The sequence below is a fragment of the Streptomyces sp. NPDC006643 genome (assembly GCF_042870175.1).
In the GTDB taxonomy this organism is placed as follows: Bacteria; Actinomycetota; Actinomycetes; order Streptomycetales; family Streptomycetaceae; genus Streptomyces.
This window is the reverse complement of record NZ_JBIAHA010000008.1, coordinates 1-17,275: the sequence shown is the minus strand read 5'-3', so window position 1 is coordinate 17,275 and position 17,275 is coordinate 1. Positions and strand designations below refer to the sequence as shown.

Below are 17,275 nucleotides of genomic sequence, written 5' to 3'. Positions count from 1 at the left end.
CGCCGGCGAGTGAGCCCGGCACCTACCGACGAAGCCCCGGCACGGTGTGCGTGCCGGGGCTCCGTCGTCTCTCGGGGGCGGTCAGACGGGCGGCGCCGCTTCCGTCGCTTCCGCCGCCTCCACCTCTTCGACCTCTTCGCGCGTGATCCCCAGCAGATACAGCACCGTGTCCAGGAACGGCACGTTCACCGCCGTGTCCGCCGCCCTGCGGACCACCGGCTTCGCGTTGAACGCGACCCCCAGCCCCGCCGCGTTCAGCATGTCCAGGTCGTTGGCCCCGTCGCCGATGGCCACCGTCTGCGACAGCGGCACCCCGGCCTCGGCGGCGAATCGCCTCAGCAGCCGGGCCTTGCCCGCCCGGTCGACGATCTCGCCCACGACCCGGCCGGTGAGCTTCCCGTCCACTATCTCCAGCGTGTTCGCCGAGGCGAAGTCCAGTCCGAGCTGGTCCTTCAGCCCGTCGGTCACCTGGGTGAACCCGCCGGACACGACGCCCACTTGGTACCCGAGCCGCTTGAGCGTACGGATCAGGGTGCGGGCGCCTGGCGTCAGCCGTACCTCCGCGCGCACCTTGTCCACCACCGACGCGTCGAGCCCGGCCAGCAGCGCCACGCGCGCGTGCAGCGACTGCTCGAAGTCCAGCTCGCCCGCCATGGCCCTGGCCGTCACCTCGGCGACCTGCTCCTCGCAGCCCGCGTGCGCCGCGAACAGCTCGATGACCTCGTCCTGGATGAGCGTCGAGTCGACGTCCATGACGACCAGGCGCTGCGCCCGGTGGTGCAGCCCGGCCGAGACGACAGCCACATCGACGCCGATCTCGGCGGCCTCGGTCGCCAGCGCGGTGCGCAGCGGTTCGGTCTCCGTGCCCGACACGGCGAACTCCACCGCCGTGACCGGGTACTTGGCCAGCCGGAAGATACGGTCGATGTTCCCGCCCGTCGAGGTGATGCGGGCGGCGATCGCCGCCGTCGACTCGGCGGACAGCGGATGCCCGAGCACGGTGACATGGGAACGGCCGCTGCCGCGCGGCCTGTTGTCGCCGGTGCCGGAGATGATCTCGGCCTGGAGCTTCAGCGACTCGGCCCAGCTGTGGACGGTCGCGCGCAGCTCACCCTCGGCGCCGCCGGCCTCCGGCGACGTGACGAGGGCGCACAGGACGATACGGCCACGGGTGACGACCTGCTCGATGTCTATGACGTCGAGCGAGTAGGCGGCGAGGGTGTCGAAGAGGCCTGCGGTGATCCCCGGGCGGTCCTTGCCGAAGATCTTGACGAGAAGCGTGGGTGCGGCGTCAGCGGTGTGACGGGGCTGCGATGCGCTCATGGTGTTCCCACCGTATCGGGAGGGGCGGGTGGGGCGACCGGGCGTCCCGCGTACCGGACAGCTGTTCGTGGAGGCAGCCGGGCGCGTACCCCTCGGGCCCGTCCCGCTTGCGGGATTTGAGCCCGTTCACTTACGTTTCGCCGCGCCTCGAAGGCGGCTTTTGCGGTCTTCACCGAGGCCTGACTTTCATATAAGGGGGCGGGCCTGAAATAGTTCCCCCCGATGTTCGCCATCCCTAGACTCCCCGTGATGGGGAGTAACCCGGGGGACAACCAGTGGGGCATGGAGTGCCGGAACTCGTACTTGAAATGAATGGAAGGACCTGGACGCTCGACCAGTCCAGGTCGTACAGCGTGGGACGTGATCCGCAGGGCGACCTGGTGATCGACGACGCCCGGGTCTCGTGGCGTCACGCCACCGTCAGCTGGGGGGGCCGCGGTTGGGTGATCGAGGATCACGGCAGCACCAACGGCACCTATGTGCAGGGCCAGCGGATCCACCAGATGGAAATCGGTCCCGGCAGCGCCGTACGGCTCGGCAACGCGACCGACGGACCGCGGCTGAATCTCAGCGGCGCGGCGGCCGGTGCCTACAAGGCACAGGGCGCACCGCCCCAGCAGGCCCAGCACGCGCAGCCGCAGCACGCGCCCGCTCAGCCGCAGCCGCAGGGCGGTCCCGGCTGGGCCCCCCAGCAGCAGCCGCCCCAGCAACAGGGCTGGCCGCCACCGCAACAGCAGCCGCCCCAGCACCAACAGCAGCACGGCTACGTACCGCAGCAGCACGGAGGGCCGGGGGGCCCCGGTGTGGGCGGACCCGGCGGCCACGGCGGTCATGGCGGTCCCGGCACGGGTGGCGCGGCGGGGGCGCCGCCGGTGTACGGGGACCGCAGCCCGACCACCTTCCATCAGCTGGCCGTCGGCCGGGTGATGCGCATCGGCCGTGCGCTGGAGAACGAACTGGTCGTCTCCGACCTCCAGGTCTCCCGGCTGCACGCCGAGTTCACCTCGACACCGGACGGCCGCTACCAGATCCGCGACCTCGGATCCCACAACGGCACGTACGTCAACGGCCAGCCGATGGCCAAGTCCGGTACGGCGCTCATCGGCCCGAACGACATCGTCGGCGTCGGTCACTCGACCTTCCGCCTCGTCGGCGACCGGCTCGAGGAATTCGTCGACACCGGCGAGGTCTCCTTCTCGGCCCGCCATCTCACGGTGACGGTCGACGGCGGCAAGCAGATCCTCAAGGACGTCTCCTTCGGCGTTCCCGAGAAGTCGCTCATCGCGGTCATCGGCCCCTCGGGCTCCGGCAAGTCCACGCTCCTCAAGGCGCTCACCGGCTACCGGCCCGCCAACGAGGGCGATGTCCTGTACGACAACAGGAATCTGTACAAGCAGTTCGCCGAGCTGCGCCAGCGCATCGGTCTGGTCCCGCAGGACGACATCCTGCACAAGGAGCTGACCGTACGGAAGGCGCTCAAGTACGCCGCCAAGCTCCGGTTCCCCGGTGACACCGCCGAGTCCGAGCGCGAGGCCCGTATCGACGAGGTGCTGCGCGAACTGAAGCTCGACATCCACAAGGAGAAGCGGGTCACCTCGCTCTCCGGCGGCCAGCGCAAGCGTGTCTCCGTCGCCCTCGAACTGCTGACCAAGCCGTCGCTGATCTTCCTGGACGAGCCGACCTCGGGTCTCGACCCGGGCATGGACCGCGACGTCATGCAGTTGCTGCGCGGCCTCGCCGACGACGGCCGTACCGTCCTGGTCGTCACGCACTCGGTGGCCGAGCTGGCGATCTGCGACAAGCTGCTCGTGATGGCGCCCGGCGGCTCGGTCGCGTACTTCGGACCGCCGGAGGAGGCGCTCAACTTCTTCGGCTACACCACCTGGGCCGATGTCTTCTCGGCGTTCGAGAACTACCGCGACTACGACTGGGCGGGCCGCTGGCGCGGCTCGCAGCACTACCAGATGTACGCCGCCGACATCGACGCCGTCGCCGCGCAGTCGGTCCATATGCCGCCGGCGCAGCAGATGCGCCCGCCGAAGCCGCAGAGCTGGGGCTCCCAGCTCTGGACCCTGATCCGCCGCTACTCCTCGGTGATCGCCTCCGACCGGGGCTTCCTCGGTCTGATGGTGATCCTGCCCGCCGTCCTCGGCGTGGTGAGCGTCGTGATCCCGGCGGAGTTCGGACTGGGCCCGCCCGATCCGCCGGCCAGATTCAACGGCAAGGCCGGGACGATCCTGCTGATCCTCGCGGTCGGCATGTGCTTCTCCGGCGCGGCCAACTCCGTACGCGAACTGATCAAGGAACGGGTGATCTACGAACGGGAACGGGCCACCGGCCTCTCCCGCTCCGCGTATCTGATGTCCAAGGTCATCGTGCTCGGTGTGATCACGGCCTTCCAGGGCGTGATCCTGTGCGGCATCGGCTTCGCGCCGCGCGCGCTGCCCGACGAGGGTCTGCTCATGCCGCCGGCCGTCGAGATGTGCATCGTGATCATCGCGCTGGGCTTCACGTCGATGATGTTCGGTCTGGTGATCTCCTCGCTGGTCAAGACCGCCGAGAAGACCATGCCGCTGCTGGTCATGTTCGCGATCGTGCAGGTCGTCTTCACCGGCACGCTCTTCCAGATCTACGGTTCGCCCGGTCTGGAGCAGTTCGCCTGGCTGATGCCCTCGCGCTGGGCGATCGCCGGTACCGGCTCGACCCTCGACCTGGCGCATCTGATGCCGCCGTGGGAGCCGAAGAGCCCGAACGACCTGGACCCGCTCTGGGACCACTCGGTCGGGCAGTGGGGCCTCAACCTCACGGTCCTGCTCTTCCTCGGTGTCCTGTGCGGGTTCGCGGTGGCGCGGCTGCTGCGCCGCCACGAGCCGGAGGTCATGCGTAAGTAACGCGGTCCCCGCACGACGCACGCCGCCGGTGGGCGGCACCCCTTTCACGGGGTGCCGCCCACCGGCGTCTGTGCGTACGTGTGGTCGTGCAGCGGCTCAGTAGGCGCTGTCGACGTTGTCGATCGAGCCGTACCGGTCGGCGGCGTAGTTGGCCGCGGCGACGAGGTTGGCGACCGGGTGGTACTGGCTCTTGGGCGTGCCCTTGACGTGGTACGCGTCGAAGGTCGGCTTGATGACCTGGAGCAGGCCGATCGACGGGACGCCGTTCTTGGCGTTGATGTCCCAGTTGTTGATCGCACGCGGGTTACCACTGGACTCGCGCATGATGTTGCGGTGCAGACCCTCGTACGTGCCGGGGATCTTCTCCTTCTTCATGATGGACAGAGCTTCCTTGATCCATCCGTTCAGGTTGTTCGCGTAGGTGGGCTTGCGGTCGGCGGAGCGGCTGGCCTTGGACTTCTCGGCCGCGCGCTTCTTCGCCTTCGCGGCTGCCGTCTCCTTGGCGTCGGCCTTGGCCTTCGCCTTCGCGGACGCCTCCTGCTTCGCGTGAATCTCCGCGACGCGGTCGGCGAGGGAGTGCTGCTTGGTGAGGCTCTCCTGGACGGAGGAAGCCTGGCTCTTGCCGGTGGTATCGCTGAACGCCACCGGGGCGGTGGAGGTGGATCCGGCCACCGCCTTGCTCTCGGCGTCGGCGGACGCGTTGCCGGGGACCAGGGAGAGTGAGACGGCCGCGGCGGCGACGACTGTCACGCCGGCGATCGAGAGCTTGTGGCTCTTCTTCAGACGGTTGCCAGGGGTGCTGGACGCGGTCATACGACATACCTCTTCGAATAGCGGGGCGTCGCGGAGGCCGGTCGGCCAGATGCCTTCTTGGCGGCGACGGCTGCAATTCTTAGCGGCAGCAAAAACCCTTGGCAAAGGTGGGACGTACGACCCTTGGTAGTTGAAAGGGGTCCAAAGAGGACACCTCGCTACCCATTCACGCCATGCTTACACCCGTCGTTATGTCCACTACGTACCTTCGTAAGTGATCTGGGTCCTATGTGCGGCGTCACATTCGGGGGGTGTCCGTTTTACCGGAAGTTGCTGGCGCAACTCGGAGAGTGAGCGGTCTCATCCGGGAGGACGAGGTGGACGTCGCCGAACTCGTGCCAGAGGTAGAGATGCCGTACGGCCTCGGTATAGGCGCGCTCCAGCGGCCCTCGTCCGGCGATCGCCTCCAGCATCAGCAGATGCGAGGCCTCGGGCTCGTGCAGCCCGGTCAGCAGCCCGTCGACGACCCGCACCCCGCGCCCGGGCGTGACCACCAGATCCGTCCAGCCCGCCGCCGCCCGTACCGTCCCGCCGGGACCGGCCGCCGACTCCAGCGCCCGTACGGCCGTCGTCCCGACGGCGACGATCCGCCCGCCGCCCGCCACGGCGGCGTTCACCAGCCGGGCCGTCGTCGCCGGGACCTCGAAGCGCTCCGGGTACGGCGGCTCGTGCGCCTCCGCCGACGCCACCCCCGTGTCCAGCCTGATCGGCGCGAACTGCACGCCCCGGCTCACCAGCTCCGCCACCAGCGGGGCCGTGAAGGGACGGCCCGCGCTCGGCATCTCCGCCGAACCCGACCCGTCGGGGGAGGGGAGCGCGAAGACCGTCTGATACGCCGAGAGCGGCTGGTCCCGCTCCGTGTACCCGTAGCGGATGGGCCGGCCATGCCGGCGCAGCAGCCCCGCCACGTCCCCGCCGGCGATCCGCGCCCACCACAGCCGGGTGCCCGCCGGATCCAGCCGCTCCTCCAGTACGAGGTGCCCGCCGCCCGGCAGCCGTACGACCGCCCCGGCCGGACCCCCGGCGCGGGCCGACGTCCCCGTACCCGCGCGCGTGCCCGGCGTCCGGAGCTCCACCGCCCACCGGCCGTCGTCCCCGCGCGTGGAGAAGTGGACGACCAGCCGCTCACCCCCGAGCCGCCCGTCGACCGCCGCCGGCAGCGTCCGCGACGTGTTCACCACGAGCACGTCCCCGGCCCGCAGCTGCCCCGCCAGCTCCCGGAAGGCGTGGTGCGAGACCTCCGTGCCGCGCGACACCAGCAGCCGTACGTCGTCCCGCCCCGCGCCGCGCTGCTCGGCCGGCACCCGCGCGGAGAGCGCCTCCGGCACCCGCAGCCCCTCCAGCCCCGTCCGCCGCACGGTCGCCCCGGTCATCAGGCCACCTCCAGCAACGAGGCCGCCGAGTAACGGCCGCTCGTCGGCCGCCGCCGCAACAGGCGCAGGAAGCCCGGCACCACGGACCGGGGATCCGGCCGCGCGTCGCCGTCACCGTCGTCCGGCACCGCCGCCGCGTACAGATCCGTCCGCATGTCGCCCGGGTCGACGCTCCACACGCGCAGCTCCGGCTCCTCGACGGCGAGCACGGCGGCCAGCTGGTCGAGCGCGGCCTTGGACGCCCCGTACCCGCCCCAGGTCTCGTACGCCTCGGCCGCCGCGTCCGAACTGACGGCGATCACCGTCCCCGCGCCGCCCGCCCGCAGCAGCGGCAGCGCCTCCTGCACCAGCCCCAGCGCCGCCACCACATTGGTCTCCAGCGCGGCCCGCAGCCCCTCCAGCGCCAGCGCCTCCAGCCGCACCAGCGGCTCCGCCCCCAGCGCGCTCGCGTTGCTCACCAGCAGATCGAGCCCGCCGAGCCCGGCCGCCGCCGCGACCAGCTCCGCACGGTGCGCGGGATCGGTCACATCCCCGGCCACCGCCGTCACCCGGGTCCCGTGCTCCCGGATCTCCGCCGCGGCGTCCGCCAGCGCGCCGGGGGTCCTGGCGTCGAGCACCAGGTCCCATCCCTCCCGCGCGAGGGCCGTGCCCAGCGCGCGCCCCAGTCCCTTGGAAGCCCCTGTGATGATCGCTACCGACATGGCGTCCGCTCCTTCTCGCCTCACGTCCGCCCCGGCCGTCGTTCGAGGGCCGTTGTCCTCGAAGCCGAGGCCGGTTGTCCTCAACATAGAAAGGACAACGTCCCCACCGGATCAGCCGCGGGTCCCGCCCCATGAAGGCACATGGACCTAGGTCCTGTCCGGCGGATCATCGTGGGCCCGGGGCGTCCGGCACGGCGCCTCGCCGCGTTGTCGGAGTCGCCCGAGTACGCCCGGTACGAGGCCGATCCTCCGCCTTGCGACGCACCGCACCGGACACCCCGGGCCGATCCACGATGATCCGCCGGACAGGACCTAGGCCGTCCGCCCCCGTCCACTGCGTCTCAGGTCCGATCCGGCCCGCCCCGCCCCGCCGGTACCGTGAGGCCATGAGCCATCGACCCAGCTCCGGGCTGGCCGCCGTGAGCACCGCACTTCTCGCGATGAGCCGGCATCTGGAAGTGCGGGACGTCCTCAAGACGATCGTCGCCTCCGCCCGCGAACTGCTCGACGCCGAGTACGCGGCGCTCGGGGTGCCGGACGACCACGGCGGCTTCGCCCAGTTCGTGGTCGACGGCGTCAGCGACGCGCAGTGGAAGGCCATCGGCCCCCTCCCGCGCCAGCACGGCGTCCTCGCGGCGATGCTGCACGACGCCCGGCCCGAGCGGCTCGCCGATGTGAAGAAGGACCCCCGCTTCGGCGGCTGGCCCGCCGCCCACCCCGACATGTCCGACTTCCTGGGCCTGCCCATCCGCGACGGCGACGAGACGATCGGCACCCTCTTCCTCGCGAACAAGCGCTGCCCCAAGCCGGCCGGCGGCTGCGGATTCACCGAGGAGGACGAGGAACTTCTCGGCATCCTCGCCCAGCACGCGGCGATTGCCCTCACCAACGCCAGGCTGTACGAGCGCAGCCGCGAGCTGACCATCGCCGAGGAACGCTCCCGGCTCGCCCACGAACTCCACGACGCCGTCAGCCAGAAACTCTTCTCGCTGCGGCTGACCGCCCAAGCCGTCTCCAGCCTCATCGACCGCGACCCCGCACGGGCCAAGGGCGAACTGCAACAGGTCGCCGACCTCGCCGCCGAGGCCGCCGACGAACTGCGCGCCGCCGTCGTCGAGCTGCGCCCCGCCGCCCTCGACGAGGACGGCCTGGTCCACACCCTGCGTACCCATATCCAGGTGCTCGACCGCGCCCACGCCGCGCGGGTCACCTTCGACAGCTGCGGCGTACGGGCCCTGCCCGCCGCCCAGGAGGAGGCGATGCTGCGCGTGGCCCAGGAAGCGCTCCACAACGCGCTGCGCCACTCCGGCGCGGACCGGGTCGATGTGACCATCGCCCCCCGGGGCCAGGGCGCGGTCCTCAGCGTCACCGACAGCGGCAAGGGCTTCGAACCGCGAACGGTCCGCAGGGCCGGCCGCCATCTCGGACTCGTCTCGATGCGGGACAGGTCGAGCGGAGTGGGCGGCAGGCTCACCGTGCAATCGGCGCCCGGACAGGGCACCACGATCGAGATGGAAGTGCCCGGTGGCTGACGACAAGAAGATCCGTGTGCTGCTGGTGGACGACCACCAGGTGGTCCGCCGGGGTCTGCGCACCTTCCTGGAGATCCAGGACGACATAGAGGTCGTGGGCGAGGCGTCCGACGGCGACGAGGGGGTGGCCGGCGCGGAGGAGCTGCGCCCGGACGTCGTCCTGATGGACATCAAGATGCCGGGCACCGACGGCATCGAGGCGCTGCGCAAGCTCCGCGAACTCGCCAACCCGGCCAAGGTGCTGATCGTGACGAGCTTCACCGAGCAGCGCACGGTGGTGCCCGCGCTGCGCGCCGGGGCCGCCGGTTACGTGTACAAGGACGTCGACCCGGAGGCGCTGGCCGGCGCCATCCGCTCCGTGCACGCCGGCCATGTCCTGCTCCAGCCGGAGGTGGCGGGCGCCCTGCTGGCCCAGGACGACCCGGGCGCGGGACACGGCAGGGGATCGTCGCTCACCGACCGGGAGCGCGAGGTGCTCACCCTGATCGCGGACGGCCGCTCCAACCGGGAGATCGCCCGCGCGCTGGTCCTCTCCGAGAAGACCGTCAAGACGCATGTCTCGAACATCCTGATGAAACTGGATCTCGCGGACCGCACGCAGGCCGCCCTGTGGGCCGTACGGCACGGGATCACGGGCTGAGAGGGTCGATCCGGAGCGTCGTATTCCGATCTGAGATTCATACCGTCGGGTGTATGTCCCCCACACGGCGTATCCCCGACGGCGTCCGGGCGTTCTCCATGACGTGCCGCGGATTACCGCCGCGGTCCTTGCGATGGAGGATCTTGAAAATGAACAACCTTAAGAAGGCCGCTGCCCTCACGATGATCGCCGGTGGCCTCGTCGCCGCCGGTTCCGGCGCCGCCTTCGCCACCGGCGGCCCGCACGCCGCGGCCGAGGGCCAGGCCGTGCACTCGCCGGGCGTCGGCTCCGGCAACCTGGTCCAGGTCCCGGTGCACGTCCCCGTGAACGCGGTCGGCAACACCGTCAATGTGATCGGCGTCCTCAACCCGGCGTTCGGGAACCTCGGCCTGAACCCCTGATCCACCGCCTGCCAGGCCCCGCGGCCCCGGTGCCCGTCCTTGACGACGGGCACCGGGGCCGTGCCGTTGCTCACATCCCGCGCCGCACCCCGGCGGCCCCCCGCTCAGCGCGGCCCGCGCTCCAATTCCTCCACATACGCGTTGTACGCCGCCACCTGCGCCCGCCGCGACACCCGCTCCACCGGCCGCAGCGCCTCGCCCCGCGCCGCCATCTCCGACGCGCTCACCGCCCCGCCGTGCCCGTGCTCCCGCGCCAGGTCGACCAGCAGCCCCACCCGCTGCGCCAGCTCCAGCACCCGTACGGCGCGCGGCGGGTAGCCCGGCGCCAGCACCTCCCGGCCCCCCTCCGCCCGCGCCCGGTACGCGTCCAGCGCCGCCTCGGCCACCGGCCCCGACGCCGCGACGTCCAGCCGCGACAGCACCTCCGTCGCGTCCCGCAGCGCCTCTGCCAGCTCCCGCTCCGCCTCACCCAGCGACGGCACGTCCGCCGGCGGCGCCTCGCGCACCGGCAGACAGTGCCAGAGCACCTCCACATGAAGGTCGCCCTCGGGTCCCGCCGAGGACACCTCCGGCACCAGCCCGTACGGCGCCCCCGACGCGACCACGGCCTCCTCGGCCTCCAGCGCGCGGGCGTTGAAGTCCGGCGGCCCGCTGAGCCCCAGCGGATGGCCCGGCGCCGGAAGCGCCACCCGGAACCCGCTCACCCCCAGCGCGCGCAGCCGGCCGAGCGCCAGCGTCAGCCCCACCGGCCCCGGCTCACCCGGCAGCCCCGCCACCCGGTGCACCGCGTCCGGCCCGACGATCGCGAGAGCCGCGTCGTCCGGCGATACGAAACCGGCAAGGAGGGCATTTCCCCAGGCCGCCAACAGTCCTGAGCGTGGTTCGGAAAGCATGGCCCCAGCCTAGGGAACGGACCTAAGGAGTTGACCGCCGGACCGGTGGCGTAGGTTTTCCCTGTGGAGCTGCGCCCACAGGCGCATGCCAGATCTCAAGACTGCATGGGGAGACAACGCGCTCATGAGCGATGTACTGGAGCTGGTGGACGTATCCGTGGTCCGCGACGGACGCGCTCTGGTGGACGATGTCTCCTGGTCCGTCAAGGAAGGCGAACGCTGGGTGATCCTCGGCCCCAACGGCGCCGGCAAGACGACCCTCCTCAACCTCGCCTCCAGCTATCTCTTCCCCTCCACCGGCAAGGTGAAGATCCTCGGCGACAAGCTCGGCAAGGTCGACGTCTTCGAGCTGCGCCCCCGCATCGGCATCGCGGGCGTCGCCATGGCCGAGAAGCTGCCCAAGCGCCAGACCGTGCTCCAGACGGTCCTCACCGCCGCCTACGGCATGACCGCCACCTGGCACGAGAACTACGACGAGGTCGACGAACAGCGCGCCCGCGCCTTCCTCGACCGGCTCGGCATGACCGAGTACCTGGACCGCAGGTTCGGCACCCTCTCCGAGGGCGAGCGCAAGCGCACCCTGATCGCCCGCGCCATGATGACCGACCCCGAACTGCTGCTGCTCGACGAGCCCGCCGCCGGTCTCGACCTCGGCGGCCGTGAGGATCTCGTACGCCGACTCGGCCGGCTCGCCAGGGACCCGTACGCCCCCTCCATGATCATGGTCACCCACCATGTCGAGGAGATCGCCCCCGGCTTCACCCATGTCCTCATGATCCGTCAGGGCAAGGTCCTCGCGGCCGGCCCCATGGAGACCGAGCTGACGTCCCGTAACCTCTCGCTCTGCTTCGGCCTCCCGCTCGTCGTCGAGCAGGCCAACGAACGCTGGTCGGCCCGCGGTCTGCCGCTGCGCTGACCACCGGATGACCTGATCGCACCCCTGTCGGGACCCGACCCGCCGCCCTACCATGATGATGTGGAAATCGACGCGTGGGTGTGGTGGCTGATCGCCGCCGTAGGACTGGGAATTCCGCTCGTCCTGACGGCGATGCCCGAATTCGGGATGTTCTCCGCGGGTGCGGTGGCCGGTGCCGTCGTCGCGGCACTCGGTGGCGGAATCGTGGCGCAAGTCCTTGTCTTCGTGGGGGTGTCGGTCGCGCTCATCGCCGTCGTACGGCCCCTGGCCGCCAGACAGGGCGCCCGAACTCCCCGGCTGGCCACGGGAATCGACGCCCTGAAAGGGCGTCAGGCCGTCGTCGTGGAACGTGTCGACGGCAGCGGCGGCCGGATCAAACTGGCCGGAGAGATCTGGTCGGCACGGTCGCTCGACGCCGAACAGACCTTTGAACCGGGGGAGAAGGTCGACGTCGCCGACATCGACGGCGCGACCGCGGTGGTGATGTGAACGCTCCGCCGGGCGCCCGCGCACGCCGTGCGAACTGAGCCAACCAGGCCGAACGCCCCGCACACACAGGCGTGTTCTGCGAAACTAGATCATCTGACAGTCCGGCAGTCCGGCAGCGAAGGGCAGTAGGAACGCGATGCCATCAATCATCATCGTCCTGGTCATCCTGGTGGTGCTTGTATTCATCGCCCTGATCAAGACGATCCAGGTCATTCCACAGGCGAGCGCCGCCATCGTGGAGCGCTTCGGGCGCTACACCCGCACGCTCAACGCCGGCCTGAACATCGTGGTCCCGTTCATCGACTCGATCCGCAACCGCATCGACCTCCGCGAACAGGTCGTCCCCTTCCCGCCCCAACCGGTGATCACCCAGGACAACCTGGTCGTCAACATCGACACGGTCATCTATTACCAGGTCACCGACGCCCGCGCCGCGACGTACGAGGTCGCCAGCTACATCCAGGCGATCGAACAGCTCACCGTCACCACGCTGCGCAACATCATCGGCGGCATGGACCTGGAACGGACCCTCACCTCCCGCGAGGAGATCAACGCGGCCCTGCGCGGCGTCCTCGACGAGGCCACCGGCAAGTGGGGCATCCGCGTCAACCGCGTCGAGCTCAAGGCCATCGAACCGCCCACCTCCATCCAGGACTCGATGGAGAAGCAGATGCGCGCCGACCGCGACAAGCGCGCCGCGATCCTCACCGCCGAGGGCATCCGGCAATCGGCGATCCTCACCGCCGAGGGCGAGAAGCAGTCCGCGATCCTGCGCGCCGAGGGTGAGGCCAAGGCCGCCGCCCTGCGCGCCGAGGGCGAGGCCCAGGCGATCCGTACCGTCTTCGAGTCCATCCACGCCGGAGACCCCGACCAGAAGCTGCTCGCCTACCAGTACCTCCAGATGCTCCCCAAGATCGCCGAGGGCGACGCCAACAAGCTCTGGATCGTGCCCAGCGAGATCGGCGACGCGCTCAAGGGACTCAGCGGCGCGTTCGACAACCTCGGCGCAGGCGTACCGGGCTTCAACACCGGCAAGGACAGGCGCCAGCAGCCGCCGCTCGACTGACCGGCTCCCCCTGTCCCGTACGCGGGACGCCACGCGTGGTCCCGTACGACGCACACCCGTCGTACGGGACAGGGCTTCCCGTCGGGCATGATCGGTGCTAACACCACCGATCACCGAGGGACGTGCTGCGTGACCATCTGGGAGATGCTCGCCGTCTTCGTCGCGGGCACCTGCGCCGGCACCATCAACGCCATCGTCGGATCAGGGACGTTGATCACGTTCCCGGTGCTGCTGGCAACCGGCCTGCCACCCGTCACCGCCACCGTCTCCAACGCGCTCGGCCTGATACCGGGCGCCGTCAGCGGAGCCATCGGCTACCGCGCGGAACTCACCGGACAGCGCCGCCGTGTCCTCCGCCTGGGCACCGCCTCCGTCTGCGGCGGACTCGGCGGAGCGATCCTGCTCGTCTCACTGCCCTCGACCGCCTTCGAGACGATCGTGCCGATCCTGGTGAGCCTCGCCCTCGTCCTGGTGATCCTCCAGCCCCGGCTCGCCAAGACCGTCCGGCGCCACCGCGACCGCCGGGGCGTCGCCACGAAGACCGACGGCGGACCGCTGCTCTTCGGCGGCGTACTGGCCGCCAGCGTCTACGGCGGCTACTTCACGGCGGCCCAGGGGATCATCTACATGTCCCTCATGGGCATGCTGATCGACGAGGAGATGCAGCGCCTCAACGCCGTCAAGAATGTCCTCGCCGCCATCGTCAACACCATCGCGGCGATCTTCTTCCTCTTCGTGGCGCACTTCGACTGGACGGCGGTCGTGCTCATCGCCGTCGGCTCCGCGATCGGCGGCCAGTTGGGCGCGAAGGTCGGCCGGCGGCTCTCACCCACCGTGATGCGCGGCCTGATCGTGGTCGTCGGCACCGTGGCCGTCGTCCAGCTGGTCACCCGCTGAAGCACCCGCACCCGCACCCGCGCCCGTACACGACGAAGCCCGCCTCCGACGTACGGAGACGGGCTGCCCGGCGGCCGGCACGACCGGCACGACTAAGTAAGACCCCCAAAGCGCGACAAGGCCCTACGCGGCCGTACCGACCCCCGCGAGCCACTGCGGCAGCGTCGACCGCTCACCGGCCCGCAGCGCCAACAGCATCGCGTCGGCCGGAGACGGCACGAACGGCTCGTAAAGCAGCGGCATTCCCGCCTGCTCCGGCGTCCGGTCGGCCTTGCGGTGATTGTCCTCGGCACACGAGGCGACCGTATTGAGCCAGCTGTCCGCACCGCCACGCGACCGCGGCACCACATGGTCCACGGTCGTCGCGCGCCGACCGCAGTACGCGCACCGGTGCTGGTCACGCACCAGCACACCACGTCTCGACCACGGCGCCTGTCTTCGGAAGGGCACCCGTACATACCGGCAGAGCCTGATCACCCGCGGCACCGGAAGATCCACCGCCGCCGCACGCACCCGCAGCGCCGGGTGGGACTGCTCGACGACAGCCTTGTCCTGGAGGACCAGCACCACCGCTCGGTTGAGTGTCACCGTCGACAGCGGCTCGAAGCTCGCATTCAGTACCAGCGTGTCCCGCATCCCGCCCACCTCCCGTGTGCCGCCCCGCCGGACGGCGGGCTGGGATCAACTCTGGCCGGGCGCGCCGAGATGGACAACGCAATATCCGCCGATCCGAGTTCCGGGGACGACCCCAATAACCCCCGCAACGAAAAAATGCCCTGCTCTGATCTCTCCAAGACCAGGGCAGGGCAAACAACAGCTGAACGGTCAGCTTTCCGCCGGAGCGGTGTACTCACCGATGAGCTGCGCACGCGCGAGCGTGTGGAACCGCAGATTGAAGCCGACATACGCGGGCGAGGCGTCCGAGTCCGGGCCCAGCGTGTCGCTGTCCACCGCGTACACCGTGAACACATAACGGTGCGCCGGATCACCCACCGGGGGAGCGGCGCCCCCGAACCCCTTCGACCCGTAGTCGCTACGAGCCTGCACGGCACCCTCGGGCAGCCCCACGAACGAACCGGAACCCGCCCCCACCGGAAGCTCGGTGACCGACGCCGGAATGTCGAACACCACCCAGTGCCAGAATCCGCTGCCGGTCGGCGCGTCCGGGTCGAAGCAGGTCACGGCGAAGCTCTTCGTCTCCGCGGGGAATCCCTCCCACCGCAGATGCGGCGAGGTGTTCCCCGCCGCGAAGACCTGGGCGTCCTTCAGGACCGCACCGGGCGCGATGTCGTCGCTCACCACGGTGAAGGACGGCACCGGCGGAAGGAAGTCATGAGGGAGTGGAGCCCTCTTCGCCTCGGTCACTACAGAACCTCCGGATTCGGCTGCGTGCCGCCGGGGCCCCACGGGACCCGGCGGCCTTCCGCAGTCGACACTAGCGCCGTCAGACCTCAGGCCCAGTTACGACGTCCGCCGACGTCGGCGATCCACTGGTTGAGGTAGGCGGCCCAGTCGGTGCCCTGGAAGTCGTGCAGACCGACCTTGAACGCGCGGAAGGAGTCACTGCCCTCGCTGAACAGCCCCGGCTTCTTGTCCATCTCCAGAATGACGTCCATCTCACGGTCGTCCGCGACGAACGTCAGCTCGACCTGGTTCAGCCCGCGGTAGCGCTGCGGCGGCACGAACTCGATCTCCTGGTAGAACGGCAGCCGCTGACGCGTCCCGCGGATGTGCCCACGCTCCATGTCCGCGCTCTTGAAGCGGAAGTCCAGGCTGATGAAGGCATCCAGGATGGCCTGCTGCGCCGGCAGCGGGTGGACGTTGATCGGGTCCAGGTCGCCGGAGTCCAGCGCGCGGGCGATCTCCAGCTCCGTCGTCACACCGATGTTCATGCCGTGCAGCTGCTGCCCGGCGATGCTCGTCACCGGGGTCTCCCACGGGATCTCCAGACCGAAGGGCACCACGTGCACCGCGCCGGCCTTGACCTCGAAGGCGCCACCGAGACGCTGCTTCACGAACTCCAGGTCCTGCTTGACCTCCTGGTCACCGCCCTCGACCTCGACGCGCGCCTGAAGACCGACGGACAGCCCCTCGATCTGCTGGTCGACCGACCCGCCCTGGATGCGCACCTCGCCCTGGACGACTCCGCCCGGCACGACGTTCTGCTCGGTCAGCTCGGTCTCGACGGACGCACCGCCGGCACCCATGCTCGCGAGCAGCCTCTTGAAGCCCATAGTCACTCCTCCTAGATCCTGACCTCTACATACGCGCCACGACCGCGGGCGGTTCCCCCGCTACGCTCGGACGACATGATCGAGCGCCCCGACGGTACGCCGTTGCCCCGCCACTTCTTCGACCGGCCCGTACTGGAAGTCGCCCCGGACCTGCTGGGCCGAACCCTCGTACGCCGCACGGCGGAAGGAACCATAGAGCTGCGCCTCACGGAAGTGGAGGCGTACGCGGGCGACATCGACCCCGGCTCCCACGCCTTCCGCGGCCGTACGGCCCGGAACGACGTGATGTTCGGCCCGCCCGGCCACGCGTACGTCTACTTCACGTACGGCATGTGGCACTGCCTCAACATGGTGTGCGGCCCGGTGGGCCACGCGAGCGGGGTACTGCTGCGCGCCGGGGAGATCCTGGCGGGCGCGGAGCAGGTACGGAAACGACGGCTCTCGGCCCGCAACGACAAGGAACTGGCCAAAGGACCGGCCCGGTTGGCCACCGGCCTGGACATCGACCGCGCGCTGAACGGCACGGACGTCTGCTCCGGCGACGACGCGCCCCTGTCCGTCCTCACGGGCACGCCACCCCCAAGTGACCTGGTACGCAACGGTCCTCGCACCGGAGTCGGCGGCGACGGCGCCCCGCACCCGTGGCGATTCTGGATCGACGGCGACCCCACGGTGAGCCCGTACCGCGCCCACACTCCCCGCCGCCGGACAACTTGACGCGCCGGGTCGCGCCCCCTAATGTAGTCCGAGCCGCTTTCAACGGGTCTTGCTCTTCAGCAGCCCGCAGTGGCCACCCACTACCTACGATTTGCCCCTGACGGGTTCTATTTCGGCATGCCGAAATCTGAACTGGCCGACTCGATTATGAGTCGCCCGGGGAATCGGTTAACGTAGTGGACACGCCGAAAGGGAAACGCGAAAGCGGATAACTGAAAGCGGTCCCGCTGACTGGGAATCAGGCGCCGAAAGGTTCTGATAGAGTCGGAAACGCAAGACAGCAACACAGCAAGAACCGAAGGGAAGCCCGGAGGGACCCGGAAACGGGACCAAAGGAAGCGTCCGTTCCTTGAGAACTCAACAGCGTGCCAAAAGTCAACGCCAGATAT

General features: G+C 69.9%; 17 protein-coding genes. 9 read left to right on the top strand and 8 right to left on the bottom strand.

Annotation, left to right across the window (positions count from 1 at the left end; all coding sequences use genetic code 11):
• Window positions 1-81: 81 nt before the first annotated feature.
• Window positions 82-1,323, bottom strand: coding sequence for a phosphoserine phosphatase SerB (gene serB / locus ACFYNU_RS12775; protein WP_356597108.1), 1,242 nt, complete (start codon window positions 1,321-1,323; stop codon window positions 82-84).
• Between the two features lie 308 nt (window positions 1,324-1,631).
• Here serB and ACFYNU_RS12770 point away from each other — a divergent pair, with 308 nt between their 5' ends.
• Entirely contained in the window at window positions 1,632-4,214 is a 2,583-nt protein-coding gene (locus tag ACFYNU_RS12770) for an FHA domain-containing protein (protein ID WP_356597110.1), read from the top strand.
• Between the two features lie 96 nt (window positions 4,215-4,310).
• On the opposite strand, the gene ACFYNU_RS12765 is transcribed toward ACFYNU_RS12770, so the two are convergent.
• The 3 genes from ACFYNU_RS12765 to ACFYNU_RS12755 all read right to left on the bottom strand — a co-directional run bounded on the left by ACFYNU_RS12765 (window position 4,311) and on the right by ACFYNU_RS12755 (window position 7,101).
• Window positions 4,311-5,027: a transglycosylase SLT domain-containing protein gene (locus ACFYNU_RS12765; RefSeq protein WP_356597112.1), complete on the bottom strand. Its 717-nt coding sequence runs from the start codon at window positions 5,025-5,027 to the stop codon at window positions 4,311-4,313.
• Window positions 5,028-5,287: 260 nt separating this feature from the next.
• Window positions 5,288-6,400 carry an S-adenosylmethionine:tRNA ribosyltransferase-isomerase gene (locus ACFYNU_RS12760; protein ID WP_356597114.1) on the bottom strand — a complete coding sequence of 371 codons (1,113 nt, stop codon included), beginning with the start codon at window positions 6,398-6,400 and terminating at the stop codon, window positions 5,288-5,290.
• Complete coding sequence (locus ACFYNU_RS12755) at window positions 6,400-7,101, bottom strand: SDR family NAD(P)-dependent oxidoreductase (RefSeq protein WP_356597116.1); 702 nt, start codon at window positions 7,099-7,101, stop codon at window positions 6,400-6,402. Before ACFYNU_RS12755 ends, ACFYNU_RS12760 begins: the two co-directional genes overlap by 1 nt.
• Window positions 7,102-7,487: 386 nt before the next feature.
• On the opposite strand from ACFYNU_RS12755, the gene ACFYNU_RS12750 reads away from it, so the two are divergent.
• From ACFYNU_RS12750 to ACFYNU_RS12740, 3 genes are all read left to right on the top strand, one after another.
• Complete coding sequence (locus ACFYNU_RS12750) at window positions 7,488-8,633, top strand: GAF domain-containing sensor histidine kinase (protein ID WP_356597118.1); 1,146 nt, start codon at window positions 7,488-7,490, stop codon at window positions 8,631-8,633.
• A complete protein-coding gene (locus ACFYNU_RS12745) occupies window positions 8,626-9,273 on the top strand; it encodes a response regulator transcription factor (protein ID WP_023542642.1) in 648 nt (215 codons plus the stop codon). Before ACFYNU_RS12750 ends, ACFYNU_RS12745 begins: the two co-directional genes overlap by 8 nt.
• A 149-nt stretch (window positions 9,274-9,422) precedes the next feature.
• Window positions 9,423-9,674 (top strand): chaplin, encoded by a 252-nt coding sequence (locus ACFYNU_RS12740; protein WP_356597121.1) that lies wholly within the window; start codon window positions 9,423-9,425, stop codon window positions 9,672-9,674.
• 104 nt (window positions 9,675-9,778) lie between these two features.
• Here the strand turns inward: ACFYNU_RS12740 and ACFYNU_RS12735 are convergent, their stop codons facing one another.
• Window positions 9,779-10,567 (bottom strand): hypothetical protein, encoded by a 789-nt coding sequence (locus tag ACFYNU_RS12735; protein ID WP_356597123.1) that lies wholly within the window; start codon window positions 10,565-10,567, stop codon window positions 9,779-9,781.
• Between the two features lie 124 nt (window positions 10,568-10,691).
• On the opposite strand from ACFYNU_RS12735, the gene ACFYNU_RS12730 reads away from it, so the two are divergent.
• The 4 genes from ACFYNU_RS12730 to ACFYNU_RS12715 all read left to right on the top strand — a co-directional run bounded on the left by ACFYNU_RS12730 (window position 10,692) and on the right by ACFYNU_RS12715 (window position 13,935).
• Window positions 10,692-11,483, top strand: a complete 792-nt coding sequence (locus tag ACFYNU_RS12730) for an ABC transporter ATP-binding protein (protein WP_356597125.1) — start codon at window positions 10,692-10,694, stop codon at window positions 11,481-11,483.
• A gap of 60 nt (window positions 11,484-11,543) precedes the next feature.
• The gene (locus tag ACFYNU_RS12725) at window positions 11,544-11,972 is read left to right on the top strand and encodes an NfeD family protein (RefSeq protein WP_356597127.1); all 429 of its coding nucleotides are present in this window, start codon (window positions 11,544-11,546) and stop codon (window positions 11,970-11,972) included.
• 136 nt (window positions 11,973-12,108) lie between these two features.
• Window positions 12,109-13,038 carry an SPFH domain-containing protein gene (locus ACFYNU_RS12720; RefSeq protein ID WP_023542647.1) on the top strand — a complete coding sequence of 310 codons (930 nt, stop codon included), beginning with the start codon at window positions 12,109-12,111 and terminating at the stop codon, window positions 13,036-13,038.
• Between the two features lie 129 nt (window positions 13,039-13,167).
• On the top strand, window positions 13,168-13,935 hold the full coding sequence (locus tag ACFYNU_RS12715) for a sulfite exporter TauE/SafE family protein (protein ID WP_356597129.1): 768 nt from the start codon (window positions 13,168-13,170) through the stop codon (window positions 13,933-13,935).
• A gap of 123 nt (window positions 13,936-14,058) precedes the next feature.
• Here ACFYNU_RS12715 and ACFYNU_RS12710 read toward each other — a convergent pair whose 3' ends face one another.
• The 3 genes from ACFYNU_RS12710 to ACFYNU_RS12700 all read right to left on the bottom strand — a co-directional run bounded on the left by ACFYNU_RS12710 (window position 14,059) and on the right by ACFYNU_RS12700 (window position 16,169).
• A complete protein-coding gene (locus tag ACFYNU_RS12710; RefSeq protein WP_356597131.1) occupies window positions 14,059-14,571 on the bottom strand; it encodes an HNH endonuclease in 513 nt (170 codons plus the stop codon).
• Between the two features lie 189 nt (window positions 14,572-14,760).
• Window positions 14,761-15,300 carry a YbhB/YbcL family Raf kinase inhibitor-like protein gene (locus tag ACFYNU_RS12705; RefSeq protein WP_356597133.1) on the bottom strand — a complete coding sequence of 180 codons (540 nt, stop codon included), beginning with the start codon at window positions 15,298-15,300 and terminating at the stop codon, window positions 14,761-14,763.
• A gap of 86 nt (window positions 15,301-15,386) precedes the next feature.
• Window positions 15,387-16,169, bottom strand: a complete 783-nt coding sequence (locus ACFYNU_RS12700) for a sporulation protein (RefSeq protein WP_356597135.1) — start codon at window positions 16,167-16,169, stop codon at window positions 15,387-15,389.
• Window positions 16,170-16,244: 75 nt separating this feature from the next.
• On the opposite strand from ACFYNU_RS12700, the gene ACFYNU_RS12695 reads away from it, so the two are divergent.
• Window positions 16,245-16,886, top strand: coding sequence for a DNA-3-methyladenine glycosylase (locus tag ACFYNU_RS12695; RefSeq protein ID WP_356597137.1), 642 nt, complete (start codon window positions 16,245-16,247; stop codon window positions 16,884-16,886).
• The last annotated feature ends 389 nt before the right edge of the window (window positions 16,887-17,275 follow it).